Source organism: Archangium minus (genome assembly GCF_044360475.1).
Lineage (GTDB): Bacteria > Myxococcota > Myxococcia > Myxococcales > Myxococcaceae > Archangium > Archangium minus.
The window spans coordinates 4,779,452-4,795,111 of sequence record NZ_CP043494.1 but is presented as its reverse complement, the minus strand read 5'-3'; the positions used below and the strand labels follow the sequence as shown (position 1 = coordinate 4,795,111).

The 15,660-nt window shown below is 68.2% G+C and carries 15 protein-coding genes; 10 read left to right on the top strand and 5 right to left on the bottom strand.

Annotated features, from left to right (window positions below):
- Positions 1–72: 72 nt before the first annotated feature.
- A complete protein-coding gene (locus F0U60_RS19865) occupies positions 73–2,358 on the top strand; it encodes a S41 family peptidase (protein WP_395822297.1) in 2,286 nt (761 codons plus the stop codon).
- A gap of 32 nt (positions 2,359–2,390) precedes the next feature.
- On the top strand, positions 2,391–2,753 hold the full coding sequence (locus tag F0U60_RS19860) for a cupin (RefSeq protein ID WP_203403501.1): 363 nt from the start codon (positions 2,391–2,393) through the stop codon (positions 2,751–2,753).
- 202 nt (positions 2,754–2,955) lie between these two features.
- Here F0U60_RS19860 and F0U60_RS19855 read toward each other — a convergent pair whose 3' ends face one another.
- From F0U60_RS19855 to F0U60_RS19845, 3 genes are all read right to left on the bottom strand, one after another.
- The gene (locus F0U60_RS19855; protein WP_395822294.1) at positions 2,956–4,374 is read right to left on the bottom strand and encodes a protein-disulfide reductase DsbD family protein; all 1,419 of its coding nucleotides are present in this window, start codon (positions 4,372–4,374) and stop codon (positions 2,956–2,958) included.
- A 123-nt stretch (positions 4,375–4,497) separates the two neighbouring features.
- Positions 4,498–5,748, bottom strand: coding sequence for an MFS transporter (locus F0U60_RS19850; RefSeq protein ID WP_395822292.1), 1,251 nt, complete (start codon positions 5,746–5,748; stop codon positions 4,498–4,500).
- Between the two features lie 15 nt (positions 5,749–5,763).
- Positions 5,764–6,213 carry a MaoC family dehydratase gene (locus F0U60_RS19845; protein WP_395822290.1) on the bottom strand — a complete coding sequence of 150 codons (450 nt, stop codon included), beginning with the start codon at positions 6,211–6,213 and terminating at the stop codon, positions 5,764–5,766.
- A 213-nt stretch (positions 6,214–6,426) separates the two neighbouring features.
- On the opposite strand from F0U60_RS19845, the gene F0U60_RS19840 reads away from it, so the two are divergent.
- Entirely contained in the window at positions 6,427–6,888 is a 462-nt protein-coding gene (locus tag F0U60_RS19840) for a hypothetical protein (protein ID WP_395822288.1), read from the top strand.
- Between the two features lie 22 nt (positions 6,889–6,910).
- Here F0U60_RS19840 and F0U60_RS19835 read toward each other — a convergent pair whose 3' ends face one another.
- Positions 6,911–7,201, bottom strand: a complete 291-nt coding sequence (locus tag F0U60_RS19835; RefSeq protein ID WP_395822286.1) for a hypothetical protein — start codon at positions 7,199–7,201, stop codon at positions 6,911–6,913.
- 82 nt (positions 7,202–7,283) lie between these two features.
- Here F0U60_RS19835 and F0U60_RS19830 point away from each other — a divergent pair, with 82 nt between their 5' ends.
- The 4 genes from F0U60_RS19830 to map all read left to right on the top strand — a co-directional run bounded on the left by F0U60_RS19830 (position 7,284) and on the right by map (position 11,350).
- Entirely contained in the window at positions 7,284–7,892 is a 609-nt protein-coding gene (locus F0U60_RS19830) for a DUF1990 family protein (protein WP_395822284.1), read from the top strand.
- Complete coding sequence (locus F0U60_RS19825) at positions 7,889–9,115, top strand: DUF1990 family protein (RefSeq protein ID WP_395822282.1); 1,227 nt, start codon at positions 7,889–7,891, stop codon at positions 9,113–9,115. Before F0U60_RS19830 ends, F0U60_RS19825 begins: the two co-directional genes overlap by 4 nt.
- 207 nt (positions 9,116–9,322) lie before the next feature.
- Positions 9,323–10,315: an aldo/keto reductase gene (locus F0U60_RS19820; RefSeq protein WP_395822280.1), complete on the top strand. Its 993-nt coding sequence runs from the start codon at positions 9,323–9,325 to the stop codon at positions 10,313–10,315.
- 48 nt (positions 10,316–10,363) lie between these two features.
- Positions 10,364–11,350, top strand: coding sequence for a type I methionyl aminopeptidase (map, locus tag F0U60_RS19815; protein WP_395822278.1), 987 nt, complete (start codon positions 10,364–10,366; stop codon positions 11,348–11,350).
- Here the strand turns inward: map and F0U60_RS19810 are convergent.
- On the bottom strand, positions 11,331–12,962 hold the full coding sequence (locus tag F0U60_RS19810; protein WP_395822276.1) for an SPFH domain-containing protein: 1,632 nt from the start codon (positions 12,960–12,962) through the stop codon (positions 11,331–11,333). The two genes, map and F0U60_RS19810, sit on opposite strands and share 20 nt — an antisense overlap.
- Before the next feature lie 355 nt (positions 12,963–13,317).
- Between F0U60_RS19810 and F0U60_RS19805 the strand changes: the two genes are divergently transcribed.
- The 3 genes from F0U60_RS19805 to F0U60_RS19795 all read left to right on the top strand — a co-directional run bounded on the left by F0U60_RS19805 (position 13,318) and on the right by F0U60_RS19795 (position 15,615).
- Complete coding sequence (locus F0U60_RS19805) at positions 13,318–14,679, top strand: IscS subfamily cysteine desulfurase (RefSeq protein ID WP_395825321.1); 1,362 nt, start codon at positions 13,318–13,320, stop codon at positions 14,677–14,679.
- A 110-nt stretch (positions 14,680–14,789) separates the two neighbouring features.
- Positions 14,790–15,188, top strand: coding sequence for a Fe-S cluster assembly scaffold IscU (gene iscU, locus F0U60_RS19800; RefSeq protein WP_203403490.1), 399 nt, complete (start codon positions 14,790–14,792; stop codon positions 15,186–15,188).
- A gap of 25 nt (positions 15,189–15,213) precedes the next feature.
- Positions 15,214–15,615, top strand: a complete 402-nt coding sequence (locus F0U60_RS19795) for a HesB/IscA family protein (RefSeq protein WP_395822273.1) — start codon at positions 15,214–15,216, stop codon at positions 15,613–15,615.
- Positions 15,616–15,660 lie beyond the last annotated feature (45 nt).

Below are 15,660 nucleotides of genomic sequence, written 5' to 3'. Positions count from 1 at the left end.
CCCCACTTCGGTGGATCGCCGCTGGTGCGCTACCGTTGGGGCCCCGACGCTCTTCTTCCCCCAGGAAGGCACATGTTGCGCACCCTCCTCACGAGTCTCACTCTGGCCCTCGGTCTCGTCGCCTCGACCGCGTCGGCGGCGGAGCCCACCAACGCCCCCCTCCCCTCGCGCGAGGAGCGTCTGGACCGCCTGGCCCGCCTGTGGGGCCAGGTGAGATACCGCCACCCGTACCTGGCCTACAAGGACATCGACTGGGACGCCGCGCTCGTGGCCGCCATCCCCCGGGTGGAGGAGGCCAAGGACAAGGCGGCCTATGCCGCGGCCGTGCAGGACATGCTGGACGTGCTGAGGGATCCGGCCACGCGCATCCTCCGCCCCGACGAGCAGCAGGAGAGTGCGCAGAAGACGCCAGCGGCTCCGGTGCGCGAGCTGCGTAGCTGGGAGGCCAAGGACGTGCTCGTGCTGGACCTGCGCGCCGTCAAGACGCCGGCGAACCTGTCCACCCTGCGCAACAAGCCCGAGGAGCTGAGCCCCGACATCTCCAAGGCCAAGGCCGTCATCGTCGACCTGCGTGCCCGTGGGGTGGAGGACCGCACCGCCTGGTCCATGCACGAGGTGATCGGCAACGTGATCCCGCTCCTGTTGAGCCAGGAGCTCCAGGTGCCGGGGGAGCGCAGCGTGTACCACTCGGGCTACCGCCCGCAGACCCGCCCCACGGCGAGCGGCTACTCCACCTCGCTGCTCACCACGGCGGGCGAGCTGATCTCCCCCAAGGGAGACGGCAAGGCGCGCCCGGTCATCTTCCTGCTGGATGACAAGTCGTATGCGGATCCCCGCATCCTCACGATGAAGGCCCTGGGCATGGCGCAGATCATCACCGAGGGGCGGCTGGACGACGGAGCCGCGGTGCAGCAGACGCAGGTGGAACTCGGCGCCGGGCTGAAGGCGGCGGTGCGGCTGAGCGAGCTCGGCATGCCCATGCGCGCGGACGCCGTGCTGCCCAAGCGCGCGCGCTCGGAGGGCAAGGACGACACGCTCCAGAAGGCGCTCGAGCTGGCGCGCAAGCCGGCGAAGAAGGCGAAGACGCGCGAGTTCGATCTTCCCCCAGCCCGGTGGCAGGCGGACCAGAAGTACGAGGACATGCTCTACCCGAAGCGCGAGTACCGCCTGCTGGCGCTCTTCCGGCTCTGGAACGTCATCCAGCTCTTCTACCCGTACAAGCACCTGCTGGACCGGGACTGGGACGGCGCGCTGCTCACGTTCCTGCCGAAGTTCGACAAGGCGAAGGACGCGGCGGAGTACGCACTCGCGGTGGCGGAGATGAGCGCGCTCATCCAGGACGGGCACACGAGCCTGCGCGGCCACCCCGAGCTGGAGAAGCGGGGCCTGGCCGGACTGCCCGCCCCCTTCGAGCTGATGGAGGTCGAGGGCAAGGCGGTGGTGGTGAACATCCAGGACGAGGCGGCCGCCCCGGGCCTCGCGCGGGGCCAGGTGGTCGAGACGATCGACGGAAAGCCCCTCGCGGAGCGGCTCGAGACGCTGCGACCCTATGTCACGGCCTCGCACTCCGTGCACCTGCGGCACAAGCTGCTGGCCAGGGCGCTGGCGGGGCCCGAGGGCTCCCAGGCGACGGTGGGCGTGCGTGATGCCACGGGGCAGCTCAAGCAGGTGCGCTTCACCCGGAGCCTGAAGTCGCTCCAGAAGCCGCCTCAGGGCGAGGCCTGGCGCATGCTCGGGGACAACGTCGGCTACGTGGACCTGACCCGCCTGCAGGTATCCGAGGTGGAGGCCATGTTCGCGAAGCTGAAGAACACGCGAGCGCTCGTGCTCGACATGCGCGGCTACCCGAACGGCACGGCCTGGGCCATCGCGCCGTACCTCAACACGCGCAAGGCGCGCTACGCGGCGGTGTTCGAGCGCAACGTCATCTCGGCCGTCTCCGAGGAGGAGGCGAATGGCCGGTTCAAGTTCTTCCAGGAGCTGCCGAAGGCCAACGTGCCCCTGTACAACGGCCGGACGGTGATGCTCATCGACGAGCGAGCCATCAGCCAGTCCGAGCACTCGGGCCTGTTCTTCGAGGCCGCCAACGGCACCACCTTCATCGGCAGCCCGAGCGCGGGCGCCAACGGCGACATCACGGACCTGGTGCTGCCCGGCGGCATCTCGATGATCTTCACCGGTCACGACGTGCGGCACGTGGACGGACGCCAGCTGCAGCGGATGGGCCTGAGGCCCCAGGTCTTCGTGAGGCCGACAGTCGCGGGCATCCAGTCCGGCAAGGACGAGGTGCTGGACAAGGCGCTCGAGTTCCTCAAGGCCAGCGGCAGCCCCGCGGTGGCCGGTGACTCCTTCCGATAGCACGCCGTACCCCTTCCTCAGGAGAACGAGCCATGCCGACCCTCATCGCCGCCCCCACCCGCATCACCGCCGCGGGCAACAAGCCCAAGCTCATCGACGAGTACGTGGGGCGGGTGAACACGAAGCAGGGCGATCTCAGCGTCGCCCACATGCGCAGCCCCGGCGGATGGGTGGAGCCCGGCCAGACGCCCGAGTTCCGAGAGATGACCGTGGTGCTCAAGGGCCTGTTGCGCGTGGAGCACAAGGGCGGGCACCTGGACGTGCGTGCCGGCCAGGCCGTGGTGACCGAGCCCGGCGAGTGGGTGCGCTACAGCACCCCCGAGGCCGAGGGCGCCGAGTACATCGCCATCTGCCTCCCTGCCTTCTCGCCCGACACCGTCCACCGCGACGCGTAGCCGCCGCGACGTCCCCTCGCGCTAATCCTCTTCAGGTAAGTCCGCGAAGATTTCCCCTCTCCCTTCGGGAGAGGGACAGGGTGAGGGTACCAGGGCCCCGGGTTGAACCCCCGCGTCCACACTGAGGGCCACGGGTTGGAAGAACGGGCTCGGCTACCCTCACCCCCCGCCCTCTCCCAGGGGGAGAGGGAGCATGCGCAACCTAGTTGACCTTCTTCATCTCCACGACGAAGGAGCGCGGCTCGAGGAAGCCCGTCACCCGAGGCGCCGGGAGCAGCTCCCCGTTGGAGGAGATGAACGCCACCGTGGGCAGGCCCTCCACCCCAAAGCGCTCCATCAGCGCATCCAGGGCGTCATCTCCGTTCGTGGCATCGACCTTCACGTTGACGAAGCGGCCCGACTCCTCGATGACCTCGAGCGCCGGGTACGTCTCACGGTCCAGCTCCTTGCAGGCCGCGCACCACTCCGCGAAGAAGTCGATCATCACCGGCCGGCCCTCGCTCTTCGCGCGCGCCAGCACCTGCTCGAAGGACTCGGACGAGAAACCACTGCCCTTGGCCGGCAGCACCGCGTGCCACTCGAAGGAGGGCGCCTTCGGCTGCTCCATCAGGCCGAGCGACACCCACAGGGAGCCCACGCTCTTCGTGTCCATGGCGCCACCGCGCACCACCAGCGCCACCACCACCAGCGCCACGCCGAAGCCCTTGAGCGTGAAGTCACGCGCCCCCTCCTTGAAGGACAGGTGGATGGCACCCAGCAGCACCCCCAGCATGGCCAGCACCGCGGCGATGGCCGCGCCGGGTGCGCGACCGAGCTGATCGGCCAGGCCCTTCACCACCCCGCCCACCGCTGGGAAACCATCCTTCAGGTACGAGATGGCGAGCGCCACCAGCACAATGCCCAGCACGCTCTTCACCCACTCCATCCACACGCCGCCCCGGGGCAGCCGCACGGTGAAGACGCCGATGAGGAAGAAGGGCACGCCAATGCCGAGCGCGTAGATGAAGAGCAGCGCAGCGCCGAGCACGGTGCTCTGCGACTTCGCCACGAAGGCCAGCAGGCCCGTGAGGACCGGACCGGTGCACGGGGCCGCGAGGAAGCCGGACACGCTGCCCATGAGGAAGGCCCCCGTGATGCCCGAGCCCCCCACGGAATTGAGCCGCTGCTGTAGCCCCTGGGGCAGCGCCAGCTCGAAGGCACCGAACATGGACGTAGCCAGCGCCAGGAGGAACACCGCCAGCCCCGTCACCACCACGGGACTCCCGAGCATCGAGCCGAAGGCCTGCCCTGTCTTCGCCGCCAGCACGCCCAGCGCGCTGAACACCACCCCCATGCCGATGATGTACGCGCTGGTCAGCACGAGCGCCTTACCTCGGCCCTCGGCCTTGCGCGCCCCGAAGACGGACACGGTGATGGGGATGAGCGGGTAGACGCACGGCGTCATCGCGGTGAGCAGGCCGCCGGCGAACACCACGGCCGCGCCGAGCGCGAAGCTGCCAGCCTCGAGGAATCGCGCCGCATCCAGGCCCGCGCTCGGGCCCGTTGGGAGGAGAAAGGGAATGACCGCCACGGCCAGTCCGAATACCGCCGCGATGACTCCGACCTTCTTCTTCGCTTCCATGTGGCTCCTCTTTGCCCTACCGGGCCCCATCGAGGCGAGCAGGTAACGGAATCCGGCCCGTCGTGCCAGCCCCCTTCCGCCCATTCTACCGGCGAACGAACAGCCACTCCCGACTCCCTCTTCCTACACCGGAGGTGAAACGGTCCGGGGCGAGGGCTCTGTCCGGCGCAGGGGCCACAGGAGCAGCACAAAGGCCACGGAGAGCACCGTGCCGAACAGGAACACGTCCGCGTAGCTCCAGCCCGCTCTGGTGACAAGCAAGCCGGCCAGAGGCCCTCCAGGCGATTTACCCAGCACCTCCACGCTCGCTAGCAAGGTGTAGTGCGTGGCCCCGATACGCCGGTCCACCCGCGACATCATGAACGCGAACAGGGCCGTGGTGAGCACCCCTCCGAAGAAGTGCTCCGCCACGGTGACGGCGATGACACCCGATGCCGTGGGCCCGTGGAGCGCCAGCCACCACTCGCCTCCGAGCGGGACTACCCGCAAGCATGAGGCGAGGGCCAACGCCCCCAGCAACGGCATCCGGCTGGCGAGCAGCCCGCCCGCGGCGGAGCCGAGCAGCGACGCCAGGGTCCCCCACGTCCCCACCCACTGGCCGATCTGCGAGGCCGTGAAGCCCATGTCGACGAGGAAGGGCTTGAAGAGCACGTCCACCATCGTCTCGCCCAGCTTGTAGGTGCCGATGAAGAGCAGCATCCAGCCCGTGCCGGGCAGGTGCGACAGGGCAAGCAACCGCTCCCGCACCTCGCCCCAGGAGAGCCGCTCACCTTCACCACCCGGGCCTTCCGCCACGTGCCGGGGCTCGCGAGCCAGCGCCGCCACCCCGAGCACCAACAGCGACAACCCCGCCATCGTCAGGAAGAGGCCGCGCCAACCGATGGCGTCGCTCATCCACACGAGCAACCCGCCTCCCGTGAGCATCCCCACCTTGTAGCCCACCACCTGGGCCGAGTTGCCCCAGCCCAGCTCGCGCGGCTCCAGCAGATCCACCGCGAGGCCGTCCACCGCGATGTCCTGCGTGGCCGCGAAGAGGTTCATCACAAAAACGAGGCCCAGCAACACGGGCAACGCGCCCTGCACCGGCACGAAGGCCGCCGCCGCGCAGGCCGCCGCCATCCCCGCCTGCATGGGCAATATCCACGACTTGCGCCGGCCGATGCGCTCCGAGCCGTAGCGATCCACCAGCGGCGCCCACAGCGCCTTGCCCATCCACGGAGCCGCCAGCAGCCCGATGCTGCTGATGACCATCAACGACACGCCCTGCGTGCGCAGGTACACGGGCAGCGCGGTGGTCTGGAAGCCGAAGGGCAGTCCCTGCACGAAGTACAGCGCGCTGAGCAGCCCCAGCTTCCGGTACGAGGTCGTCTTCACACCCGGAACCCTAGCTCACGTCGTCGTGGGGCGGCGGCGGAACAGCACGCTCGCGCTCTCGGTCATCACCACCTCCCCCTGCTGGTTGCGGACCTCCATGCGCGTCTTCACGGTGCCGCGATCCGGCTTGCTGCGCGAGGGCGTGGACTCGAGCACCTCGATGCGAGCGGAGAGCGTGTCCCCGGGCCGCACCGGGCGCAGCCAGCGCAGCTCGTCCAAACCCGGCGAGCCCATGCTCGCGGACCCCTCCAACACGCTGCCAACAAGCAGCCGGTGGCAGATGGCGGCGGTCTGCCAACCACTGGCGATGATGCTCCCGTAGATGGATTGACGACCCGCTTCCTCATCCATGTGGAAGGGCTGTGGGTCGTACTGCCGGGCGAACGCGAGGATCTCCTCGCGCGTCACCACATACGAGCCGAGCTCATGCACCTGTCCCACCTGAAAGTCCTCGAAGTAACGCATGTGTGCCCCTGATGAAGTTCGCCCCGATGCTTTCAATGCTTCGGAAGCCGCAGCAAGTTTGACGCGGCGGTAACCCATCCGTTCGCCTCGCGACACAGGTTCTCTCAAAACTGCGCTGGGGGGGGCCCCTCCAAGCGAAACCTCCTCGCGAGGGAGTACACTGCGCTCAGGGTCAATGCTGACGAACTGTGGGTACCCCTTGCGAGTCGCGGCATGAGCATCTCGGGCTCCATCACCATCGACGGCTCGCAGTGGCCACTGCTGGTGGTGAGGTTTGTCGGACACCCCTCCCTTCAGCAGGAGGAGACCTACCTCGCCCAGATGCTCGATTACCTGAAGCGGGAAGAGAAGTTCGTGGGCATCATCGACACGCAGCAGATGAGCGTGATGACGTCCGAGCATCGTCAGCGGCTCGCGGAGTTCGTCAAGGAGCACGACGCGCTGCTGCGCACGAACTTCCTGGGCTGCGCCACCGTCATCACGTCGCCCATGATGCAACTGGCGGCGAGCCTCATCCTCTATCTCAAGTCCCCACCCTTCCCGTACCTCACGGCCAGCGCCTTGCCGGAGGCGGTGAAGTGGACGACGAAGTGCCTGGACGACGCGGGACTCTACCCTGCCGCCCAGCGCATCCGGCAGCACTACGGCCTGCATGAGGAGCAGCGCGTCGGCTAACGCCGAGGCCCGCCAACGGCGCTCACCGCGCCCCGAACGTCTTCACCATCTTGTTGTAGACGCCCATGATGAGCAGCGGCCCTACCCACATGCCCACGAAGCGGCTGGCCCGGTCTCGTTGAGCCAACTCCGCGCCCAGGGAAAAGGCCATCGCGCACAGACTGGCGAAGAGGAAGACATCCGAGGGGATTTTGGCCGTTTGCTGCTCCAGCAGCCGGGTGAACGAGCCCTCGATGTGCTCGGCGCGCATCACCGTCGCGGCCTGGTAGTCCCGTAACGACTTCTCGCTCGCTGGATTGATGTCCTGCTGCATGACGCCCTCCCCGTGCGCCCACCATTGCGCCCAACACATATTGAGGACTCCAGGGAGAGGAGGCGAGATGGCGGGAGCAGGCATGGAAGCAGGCGATGGGTTGCTGGATGGGGTGCTGTCCGCTGTGGACGGTGCCGGGCCCCTGCTGCAGCGAGATTACTGGGCCCTCATCGACCGCTGTCGCTGCTCGCCCTCGGAGTTGATGGAGCTGGTGTCCGCTCGCTTCGCGGAGTTCGCCCCAGAGGAGCTGGTCGTCTTCACGCCCGAGGACGAGCGAGGCCGGCCGCTCGAGAGAGGTGACGAGCTGCGGGTGCGCATCCGCGGGGCAGGAACGTTCCACGTGCGCGTCATCCACAAGGATCGCCAGAGCATCACCCTGGCCACCTTGCCCGGACACCCCGAGGCGGGACGCATCACCTTTGGGGCCTACCGCAATGAGCGGGGCGACGTCATCTTCCACATCCGCAGCCGGGCGCGCTCGGGCTCGCGAGTGATGTACCTGGGGTTCCGCACGGGCGGCGAGGCCATGCAGACCAATACCTGGACCGACTTCGTGAACACCGTGGCGCTCACCGTGGGCGAGGGTGTCATCGGCTTCATTCACGCGGAGACCACCGCGATGAAGGAGGAGCACGAGCGCGCGGACGACGTCCGGGGCCCTACCTTCCTCGCGCGGGGAGATGAGCCATGAAGGACGTGGAGTGGCGCTGGCTGCGGGGTTGGTCGAAGGACGAGGTGTCGGCACTGCTCGAGCGGACGGCCACCCTCCCCCTCAACTTCGAAGAGGCCGAGGAGGAGATGACGCTCGACAAGGGCTGGAGCCAGGTGGAGTCGCAGGCGGTCATCGCCCGCGATCGCCCAGGCCCACCGTCCGGAGATGACGCGTTCGACAGGCTGAAGCACGCCGTCATCCACTACGGCTTCTCCGACCCCCGCATCGTGCATGCCCACTTCGACACCTCCACGCCGCTGCAGGGACGTTCGGTGCTGCTCGAGCTGAAGAGTGTGGGCCCGCACTACCTCTGTCCGGTGCGCATCGGCGCTGTCCGTAACGAGGGCACGGGGGAGCGGACCGTGTTCGGCTTTCGGCTCGACACCCTGTGGGGGCACATCGAGGCCGGGCGGGAGTGGTTCCTCCTCAGCAAGGACCACGGCAGCGGAGAGCTGCGCTTCCACATCAAGGCCGCCTGGCGCGAGGGACACTTCCCCAACTGGTGGAGCTACGTGGGCTTCGAGTTGATGGGGCGACGCTACCAACGTGCCTGGCACCACCTGGCCCACGCACGGCTACGGGAGCTGATGCGCACCGGCCACCTGGAGCGGCATCCCGAGGCCGAGGAGCTGTCGCACGTGGAGGTGGGGTTGAAGCCAGTGCAGTTCTACTCGCAGAAGGCCTTGGGCCGCCGCCTCAGCGGCACCGAGCGGGAGGTGGAGCGCGTGAGGCGAGACAAACTGCTGATAACCGTGGGCTTCGGAGTCCTGGCCGGAATGCGGAGCTTCAGCGCCCCTGCCCTCCTCAGCCACCAGCTCTCACGGGAGCCCGTCGAGGCGCCCGAGGGACGAGCACACGCGCTCGCGTCGCGGCGGACCTCGCGTGTGCTGGCCCTGCTGGCCGCGGGTGAGCTGGTCGGTGACAAGCTGCCGTGGACCCCTCCGCGCATCTCGCCGCCAGCACTGGTGGCACGAGCCCTCTCCGGTGCGTTGGCCGGCGCCGCCGTGGCCGCGCCACACCAACGACCGTCCGCCAGCCGGGCCCTGCTTGGCGCCGCGGCGGCTGTGGCCTCGAGCTTCGCCTTCTACAAGCTGCGGCAACTAGCGACGCGCCGGCTGGGCCTGCCCAACGTGGTGGCGGGACTGGTGGAGGACGCGCTGGTTGTGACGCTCGGAGGCAGACTGCTCGCAGCGATGCGCTAATCCCCTTCAGGAAAATCCGCGAAGGAGTGCCCTAAACATTTCCCCTCTCCCCCTGGGAGAGGGACGGGGTGAGGGTATCGGGTGAACTCGGATTGAACCCCCTGTCCACACCGAGGGCCACCGGTTGAAGAACAGGCTCGGTTACCCTCACCCCCACCCTCTCCCAAAGGGAGAGGGAGTAGAAGTCACCCTGAATAGGAGAACCCCATGGCTGGAACCCCTCAGCACTTCGCTCCGCCCGGCCCACTCGGTTTCGGAGGCGCCCCCCTGGGCAACATGTTCAACCGCGTCGACGAGGAGACCGCCGAGGGCGCGCTGGTCGCGGCCTGGGAATCCGGCATCCGGTACTTCGACACGGCGCCCATGTACGGGTGCGGCCTGTCCGAGCACCGCTTCGGCCGCGTGCTGCGCCGCTACAACCGCGACGAGTACGTCCTCTCCACCAAGGTCGGCCGATTGCTGATCCCCGATCCGAAGGCGCCCGACACGCTGGGCCCCTTCATCGGCGTCCTGCCCTTCCAGGTGCGCTACGACTACTCCGCTGACGGCACGCGCCGCTCCATCGAGGACAGCCTGCAGCGGCTCGGCGTGGGGCGCATCGACATCGCCTACATCCACGACGTGGCCGAGGACCATCACGGCGCGGGCTGGACGGAGGTCTTCTCCACCGCCATGAAGGGAGCGGCGCGAGAGCTGAGCCGCCTGCGAGACCAGGGCCTCATCCGCGCCTGGGGCCTGGGCGTGAATCGGGTGGAGGCCTGCCAGCGAGCCCTGGAGGAGTCGGACCCGGACGTGTTCCTGCTCGCCGGGCGCTACAGCCTGCTGGACCTCGGGGCTCTGGACACACTGTTCCCCGCCTGTGCCGCGCGCGGCGTGAAGGTCGTCGTGGGTGGACCCTACAACTCCGGCCTGCTCGCCGGAGGCTCCACGTTCGAGTACGCGGAGGCACCTCCCGAGCAGGTGGCCGCACGTGACCGCATCGCCGCGGTGTGCCGGCAGCATGGCGTGGACATCAAGGCGGCGGCCCTGCAGTTCTGCGCGGCCCATCCCGTGGTGGCCTCGGTCATCCCTGGGGCCAAGAGCGGGCAGCGGGTGCGCCAGAACGTGGAGCTGATGCGTCAGCCCATCCCCGCCTCGTTCTGGAAGGCGCTGAAGCAGGAGGGGATCCTCCCGGCGCACGCGCCCACTCCGGGAAACTAAAGCGGACTTCAGGGGGCCCCCTGAGGTGTTGGTGTAGAAAGCACATTCATGAGCACGTCCAACACGCCCGTCCTGCCCCCCGCGAAATTGCCTGGTCCCAACGAGCCCTGCTGGTGCGGGAGCGGGACCAAGTACAAGAAGTGCCACCGGGGCGAGGACAGCCAGGCACGCGCCCCCGTGCCTGCCTCCCGGCGTGTGAAGCCAGGCGTGGTGAGCCCGCGCCGTCCGGTGCCTCCCCACATTCCACGGCCCGACTACGCGGAGACAGGCCGCCCCGGCCCCGGGGTGCAGGGAGATCCGGCGACGCGGGTGGAGCGGATGCGCAAAGCCTGCCGCGCCGCCGCCGAGGTCCTGCAGGTGACGAGTGCCGCCTTGCAGCCGGGCGTCACGACGGACGCGATCGACGCCATCGCGCACGAGGAGTACATCCGCCGCGGTGGCTACCCCAGCACGCTGAACTACCACGGGTTCCCGAAATCACTCTGCACCTCGGTCAACGAGGTCATCCTCCACGGCATCCCGGACAGCCGGCCCCTGGAGGACGGAGACATCGTCAACCTCGACATCACCATCTACCTCGATGGGATGCACGGCGACTGCTCGGCGACCTTCCCCGTGGGGAAGATCGACTCGGTCTCCGAGCAGCTGCTCCGGGTGACCCGCGAGTGCATGATGTTGGGCATCGAGGCGATACGTCCGGGCCTGCCCATCAACGTCATTGGCCGAGCCATCGAGGCGCACGCCAGCCGCTACGGCTACGGCGTGGTGCGCTCCTACTGCGGACACGGTATTGGCGAGGTGTTCCACCTCGAGCCGCAGGTCTGCCACTACTTCGATCCCCGCGCGACGGACATCATCGAGGAGGGCATGTTCTTCACCGTCGAGCCCATGCTCACGATGGGCTCCATCCAGCACCAGGACTGGGATGACGACTGGACGGTGGTCACCGCGGATGGCAGGCGCTCGGCGCAGTTCGAGCACACCATCCACGTGACACGCGATGGCGCGGAGATCCTCACCCATTTGGAGGGGTAGACACCGGCGAGGTGGGCACCCGCAAGCCCGCCGACTTCGCCAGGCCCATGACGCCCTCCACCGCCGCCGCGATGTAGCCGAATGGGTTGGCACCATCCACCGCCGTCACGTGCACCTCGCCCATCTTCTGCTGGAACGCGGCGGCCACCTGCGGCAACTGCTGCGCCAGCACCAGCTGGATCGACTCCGGTGAGAGCGTGTTCTCGATCTCCCGCATCGCGCGCACCCGCGCCAGCTCCGGATCCTGCGTGATGCGGGCCTTGCGCGCCTCCATCTCCGCCATGGCCAGCTCCGCCTCGGCGATGGCACACCGGGCCTCCGCCACCTTCGCCTGCGCCCTCGCCCGCTCAGACTCCTGCTGCAGCACCTCCATCATCGCCGCGTGCCGGGACGCCTGCGCCTGCTGCTCCTGGTGCAGCTTCTCCAGCTCCGCCTCCGCCCGCACCGCCGCCATCCGCCGCTCGTGCGCCAGACGCGCCGCCTCCGCCTCCTGCTCCAACTTCAGCTTCTCCAGCTCCGCCTGGGCCTTCGCCGCCGCCAGCGCCCGCTCCTGCGACAGCTTCGCCTCCGCCAGCCTCCGCTCGGCCTCGAGCTGCGCCAGCTTCTGCGTCTCCTCCGCCCGCGCCCTCTGCTCCCGCACCTCCAGCTCGGCGTTGAGCCTCGCCAGCGCCGTCTCGCGCTCCAGCCCCACCTGCGCCTGCCGGGTGCTCCGCTCCTTCGCGACCCGCGCCTCCTCCACGCGCGACTCGACCGCCAGCGCCTCCAGCTTCGCCTGCTCCTCCGCCTCCTGCCGCTTGTGCCGGACCTCCTCCTCCGTCGCCAGCCGCGTCAGGGAGATCTGCCGCTCCGCCTCCGCCTCCTCCCGCCGGATGAAGCGCTCCTTGGCCAGCTCCGCCTCGCGCGCCACCCGCTCCTGCTCCTGCCGGAAGCGCGCCTGCATGTTCGCGAACACCGTCTCCGACAGCACCCGCACGTCCTGGATCTCAATCGTGTCCAGGACCACGCCCCACCCTGTCTCGCTCCGGTCCTCCAGCCGCCCCTTGCCCGACACCACCGGGGCAATCTCCCGCATCAGCTCCGTGGCGATGCCCTCCTTGCGCTTGGAGAGGCACTCCTCCACCGAGAGGTTCGCCACCAGCCGCCGCACGGCGCCCACGAACATCTCCCGCAGCAGCTCCTGAAGCTTCTGCTGTGCCCGCTCCGGGAAGGAGAAGTTCAGCATCCGGAAGGCCACCAGCGGATCCACGATGCGGTACACCGCCAGGCCCGTCACCTGGACGCCCACCTTCTCGCTCGTCACCTGGTCCGCGGTGAACTGCAGCCGCTGCACGCTCGTGGGGACGATCGCCACCGCGTCTCCCGGCAGCTTGAAGCACGAGGCGCCCTGTCCGCTTACCTCGCGCACGCGGCCCCGGCGCATGTGGATGAGGAACTCGCTTGGCCTCGCGGTGACGAGGCCCCACTTCTTCATCTTCTCCGGATCCTCCTCCGGCTTGCCCGCGCGCCACCCGCCCTGGTACCGACGCGGCTCGTCCCCGCCCCCCTGAGGGGACGCCAACTCCATCGCCCCCACGGCGTTCAGCTTCACAGCCCGCTTCTCGTTCGTACTCATTGGCGCACCCTCCGAAAGTCGCGGACTCCCGGAATTGCAGCCAGCCGGCCAACGCCCCCCTGCCCTGAAATCGCGCACTTGGCCGCCAGGGGTGCTCCACCCTGGCGCACGTGCACCGAATTGGACCGCGCCGCTCCGGCCCACCCGTGATAGAGGACTGAATCGGTCCGATTCGCGGTTAATAGAGCCTGGGGCGCCCTTTCCTTATGTCAGCTTGACCGGAGGGGTCTCGATTTTATAATTGACCGGTCCAGTCCACATTAGGTGCGTCCGTGTAGGACATCCTAAGGCCTCGCGGGGTTACCGGCACCCGCGGCGAGGGGACGGACGGTCGTCCGGAAGGTTTACCGAAATGCTGAAGCTGCCCATCTACATGGACAACCACGCCACCACCCCGATGGATCCGCGGGTGCTGGAGGCGATGATGCCGTACCTCCGTGAGGACTTCGGCAATGCCGCGTCGCGCAATCACGCGTTCGGCTGGAAGGCCGAGGCGGCGGTGGAGCTGGCACGCAAGCAGGTAGGGGCGCTCATCGGCGCGTCCGACAAGGAGATCGTCTTCACCTCGGGCGCCACCGAGTCCGACAACCTGGCCATCAAGGGCGTGGTCGAGTTCTACAAGGACAAGGGCGACCACATCATCACCCTGAAGACCGAGCACAAGGCGGTGCTCGACACCTGCAAGCGCCTGGAGCGCATGCGCCAGGAGCGCCTGGACGAGCTGAAGCTGCTGCGGCTGGGCCAGCTCACCGGCGCGCCCGTGTCGCGCGACAACCTGGCCGAGCTGTCCATCAAGCACGACCTGGACAATGACTCGGTGTACCGCCAGTGGGCCGAGCTGCCCACGGGTGGCGCGCGCGTCACCTACCTGGAAGTGGAGAAGGATGGCCGGATCGATCTGAAGAAGCTCGAGGCGGCCATGACCGACAAGACCATCCTGGTGTCGATCATGCTCGCCAACAACGAGATCGGCACCGTGCAGCCCATCGCGGAGATCGGCAAGCTGTGCCGCCAGAAGGGCATCCTCTTCCACTGCGACGCGGTGCAGGGCATTGGCAAGGTGCCGTTCAACGTGGAGCAGATGAACGTCGACCTGGCGTCCCTCTCGGCGCACAAGATGTACGGCCCCAAGGGCGTGGGCGCGCTCTACGTGCGCCGCAAGCCGCGCGTGCGCATCGCCCCCATCATCGACGGTGGTGGCCATGAGCGAGGCATGCGCTCGGGCACGCTGAACGTGGCGTCCATCGTGGGCTTCGGCAAGGCGGCGGAGATCGCCCAGCAGGAGATGGCCGACGAGGCCGGGCGCCTGCTGCGGCTGCGCGAGAAGCTGCGCAAGGGCATCACCGAGCAGCTGGACATGGTGACGGTGAACGGCTCGCTGGAGCACCGACTGCCGGGCAACCTGAACATCTCGTTCGCCTACGTGGAGGGCGAGGCGCTGATGATGGCCATCAAGGACGTGGCGGTGTCGTCGGGCTCCGCGTGCACGTCGGCCTCGCTGGAGCCGTCCTACGTGCTGCGCGCGTGCGGCGTGGAAGAGGAGCTGGCGCACAGCTCCATCCGCTTCGGCCTGGGCCGCTTCAACACCGAGGAAGAGGTCGACTTCGTCATCAAGCTCATGGTGGACAAGGTGAACCGCCTGCGCGAGATGAGCCCTCTGTACGAGATGGCCAAGGAAGGCATCGACCTGAAGAGCATCGAGTGGACGGCGCACTAGCACCGTCCAGTGCCCTCCCCTGGTAGGAGGGCAAGCGGGCCCCCTGCCCCGGCACGGTTGCCGGGCAACGGACCCGGTGACAAGGCTTCATAAGAGAGTACGGGAGCACCATGGCCTACAGCGACAAAGTCATCGACCACTATGAGAACCCCCGCAATGTCGGCACGCTCGACAAGCAGGATCCCAACGTGGGGACCGGTCTGGTGGGAGCGCCAGCGTGCGGCGACGTGATGCGCCTGCAGCTGAAGATCACCGACGAGGGCATCATCGAGGACGCCAAGTTCAAGACCTTCGGGTGCGGCTCGGCCATCGCGTCCAGCTCGCTGGTGACCGAGTGGGTGAAGGGCAAGACGGTGGACGAGGCGATGACCATCTCCAACAAGGACGTGGCTCGCGAGCTGGCGCTGCCGCCGGTGAAGATCCACTGCTCGGTGCTGGCCGAGGACGCCATCAAGGCGGCCATCGAGGACTTCAAGAAGAAGCGCGAGGCGCGGCAGAACAAGGCGTAAGCAGGGCCGAAGGAGGAGGCGCGTGATGAACGAGCAGGCGACTACCCAGACGAGCCAGACGCAGACGGCGCCTGCCACCCCGGCCGCGAAGCCGGCGGCGAGGGGCATCACGCTGCACGACAGTGCGGTGCAACAGCTCCGGAAGCTGCTGGATGAGCGGCAGACGCCCGATGCGGGGCTGCGCATCGCGGTGCGGGGCGGCGGGTGCTCGGGGTTGGCGTACGTGATGGAGTGGGCGGAGAAGCCGCGCGAGAAGGACAAGATCTTCGAGCGGGACGGGGTGCGGGTGTTCGTGGACCCGAAGAGCTACCTGTACCTGCTCGGCACGGAGATCGTGTACGAGTCGACGCTGATGGCCTCGGGGTTCAAGCTGAACAACCCCAACGTGAAGGGCTCGTGCGGCTGCGGAGAGAGCTTCTCCGTCTAGCTCCCTCTCCCTCTGGGAGAGGGTTGGGGTGAGGGTCTTCAAGTG

Excerpts from the sequence above, each read along its gene's own strand:
- F0U60_RS19865 (WP_395822297.1), top strand. The coding sequence starts at position 73 with ATGTTGCGCACCCTCCTCACGAGTCTCACTCTGGCCCTCGGTCTCGTC.
- F0U60_RS19860 (WP_203403501.1), top strand. The coding sequence starts at position 2,391 with ATGCCGACCCTCATCGCCGCCCCCACCCGCATCACCGCCGCGGGCAAC.
- F0U60_RS19855 (WP_395822294.1), bottom strand. The coding sequence starts at position 4,374 with ATGGAAGCGAAGAAGAAGGTCGGAGTCATCGCGGCGGTATTCGGACTG.
- F0U60_RS19845 (WP_395822290.1), bottom strand. The coding sequence starts at position 6,213 with ATGCGTTACTTCGAGGACTTTCAGGTGGGACAGGTGCATGAGCTCGGC.
- F0U60_RS19840 (WP_395822288.1), top strand. The coding sequence starts at position 6,427 with ATGAGCATCTCGGGCTCCATCACCATCGACGGCTCGCAGTGGCCACTG.
- F0U60_RS19835 (WP_395822286.1), bottom strand. The coding sequence starts at position 7,201 with ATGCAGCAGGACATCAATCCAGCGAGCGAGAAGTCGTTACGGGACTAC.
- F0U60_RS19830 (WP_395822284.1), top strand. The coding sequence starts at position 7,284 with ATGGAAGCAGGCGATGGGTTGCTGGATGGGGTGCTGTCCGCTGTGGAC.
- F0U60_RS19825 (WP_395822282.1), top strand. The coding sequence starts at position 7,889 with ATGAAGGACGTGGAGTGGCGCTGGCTGCGGGGTTGGTCGAAGGACGAG.
- F0U60_RS19820 (WP_395822280.1), top strand. The coding sequence starts at position 9,323 with ATGGCTGGAACCCCTCAGCACTTCGCTCCGCCCGGCCCACTCGGTTTC.
- map (WP_395822278.1), top strand. The coding sequence starts at position 10,364 with ATGAGCACGTCCAACACGCCCGTCCTGCCCCCCGCGAAATTGCCTGGT.
- F0U60_RS19810 (WP_395822276.1), bottom strand. The coding sequence starts at position 12,962 with ATGAGTACGAACGAGAAGCGGGCTGTGAAGCTGAACGCCGTGGGGGCG.
- iscU (WP_203403490.1), top strand. The coding sequence starts at position 14,790 with ATGGCCTACAGCGACAAAGTCATCGACCACTATGAGAACCCCCGCAAT.
- F0U60_RS19795 (WP_395822273.1), top strand. The coding sequence starts at position 15,214 with ATGAACGAGCAGGCGACTACCCAGACGAGCCAGACGCAGACGGCGCCT.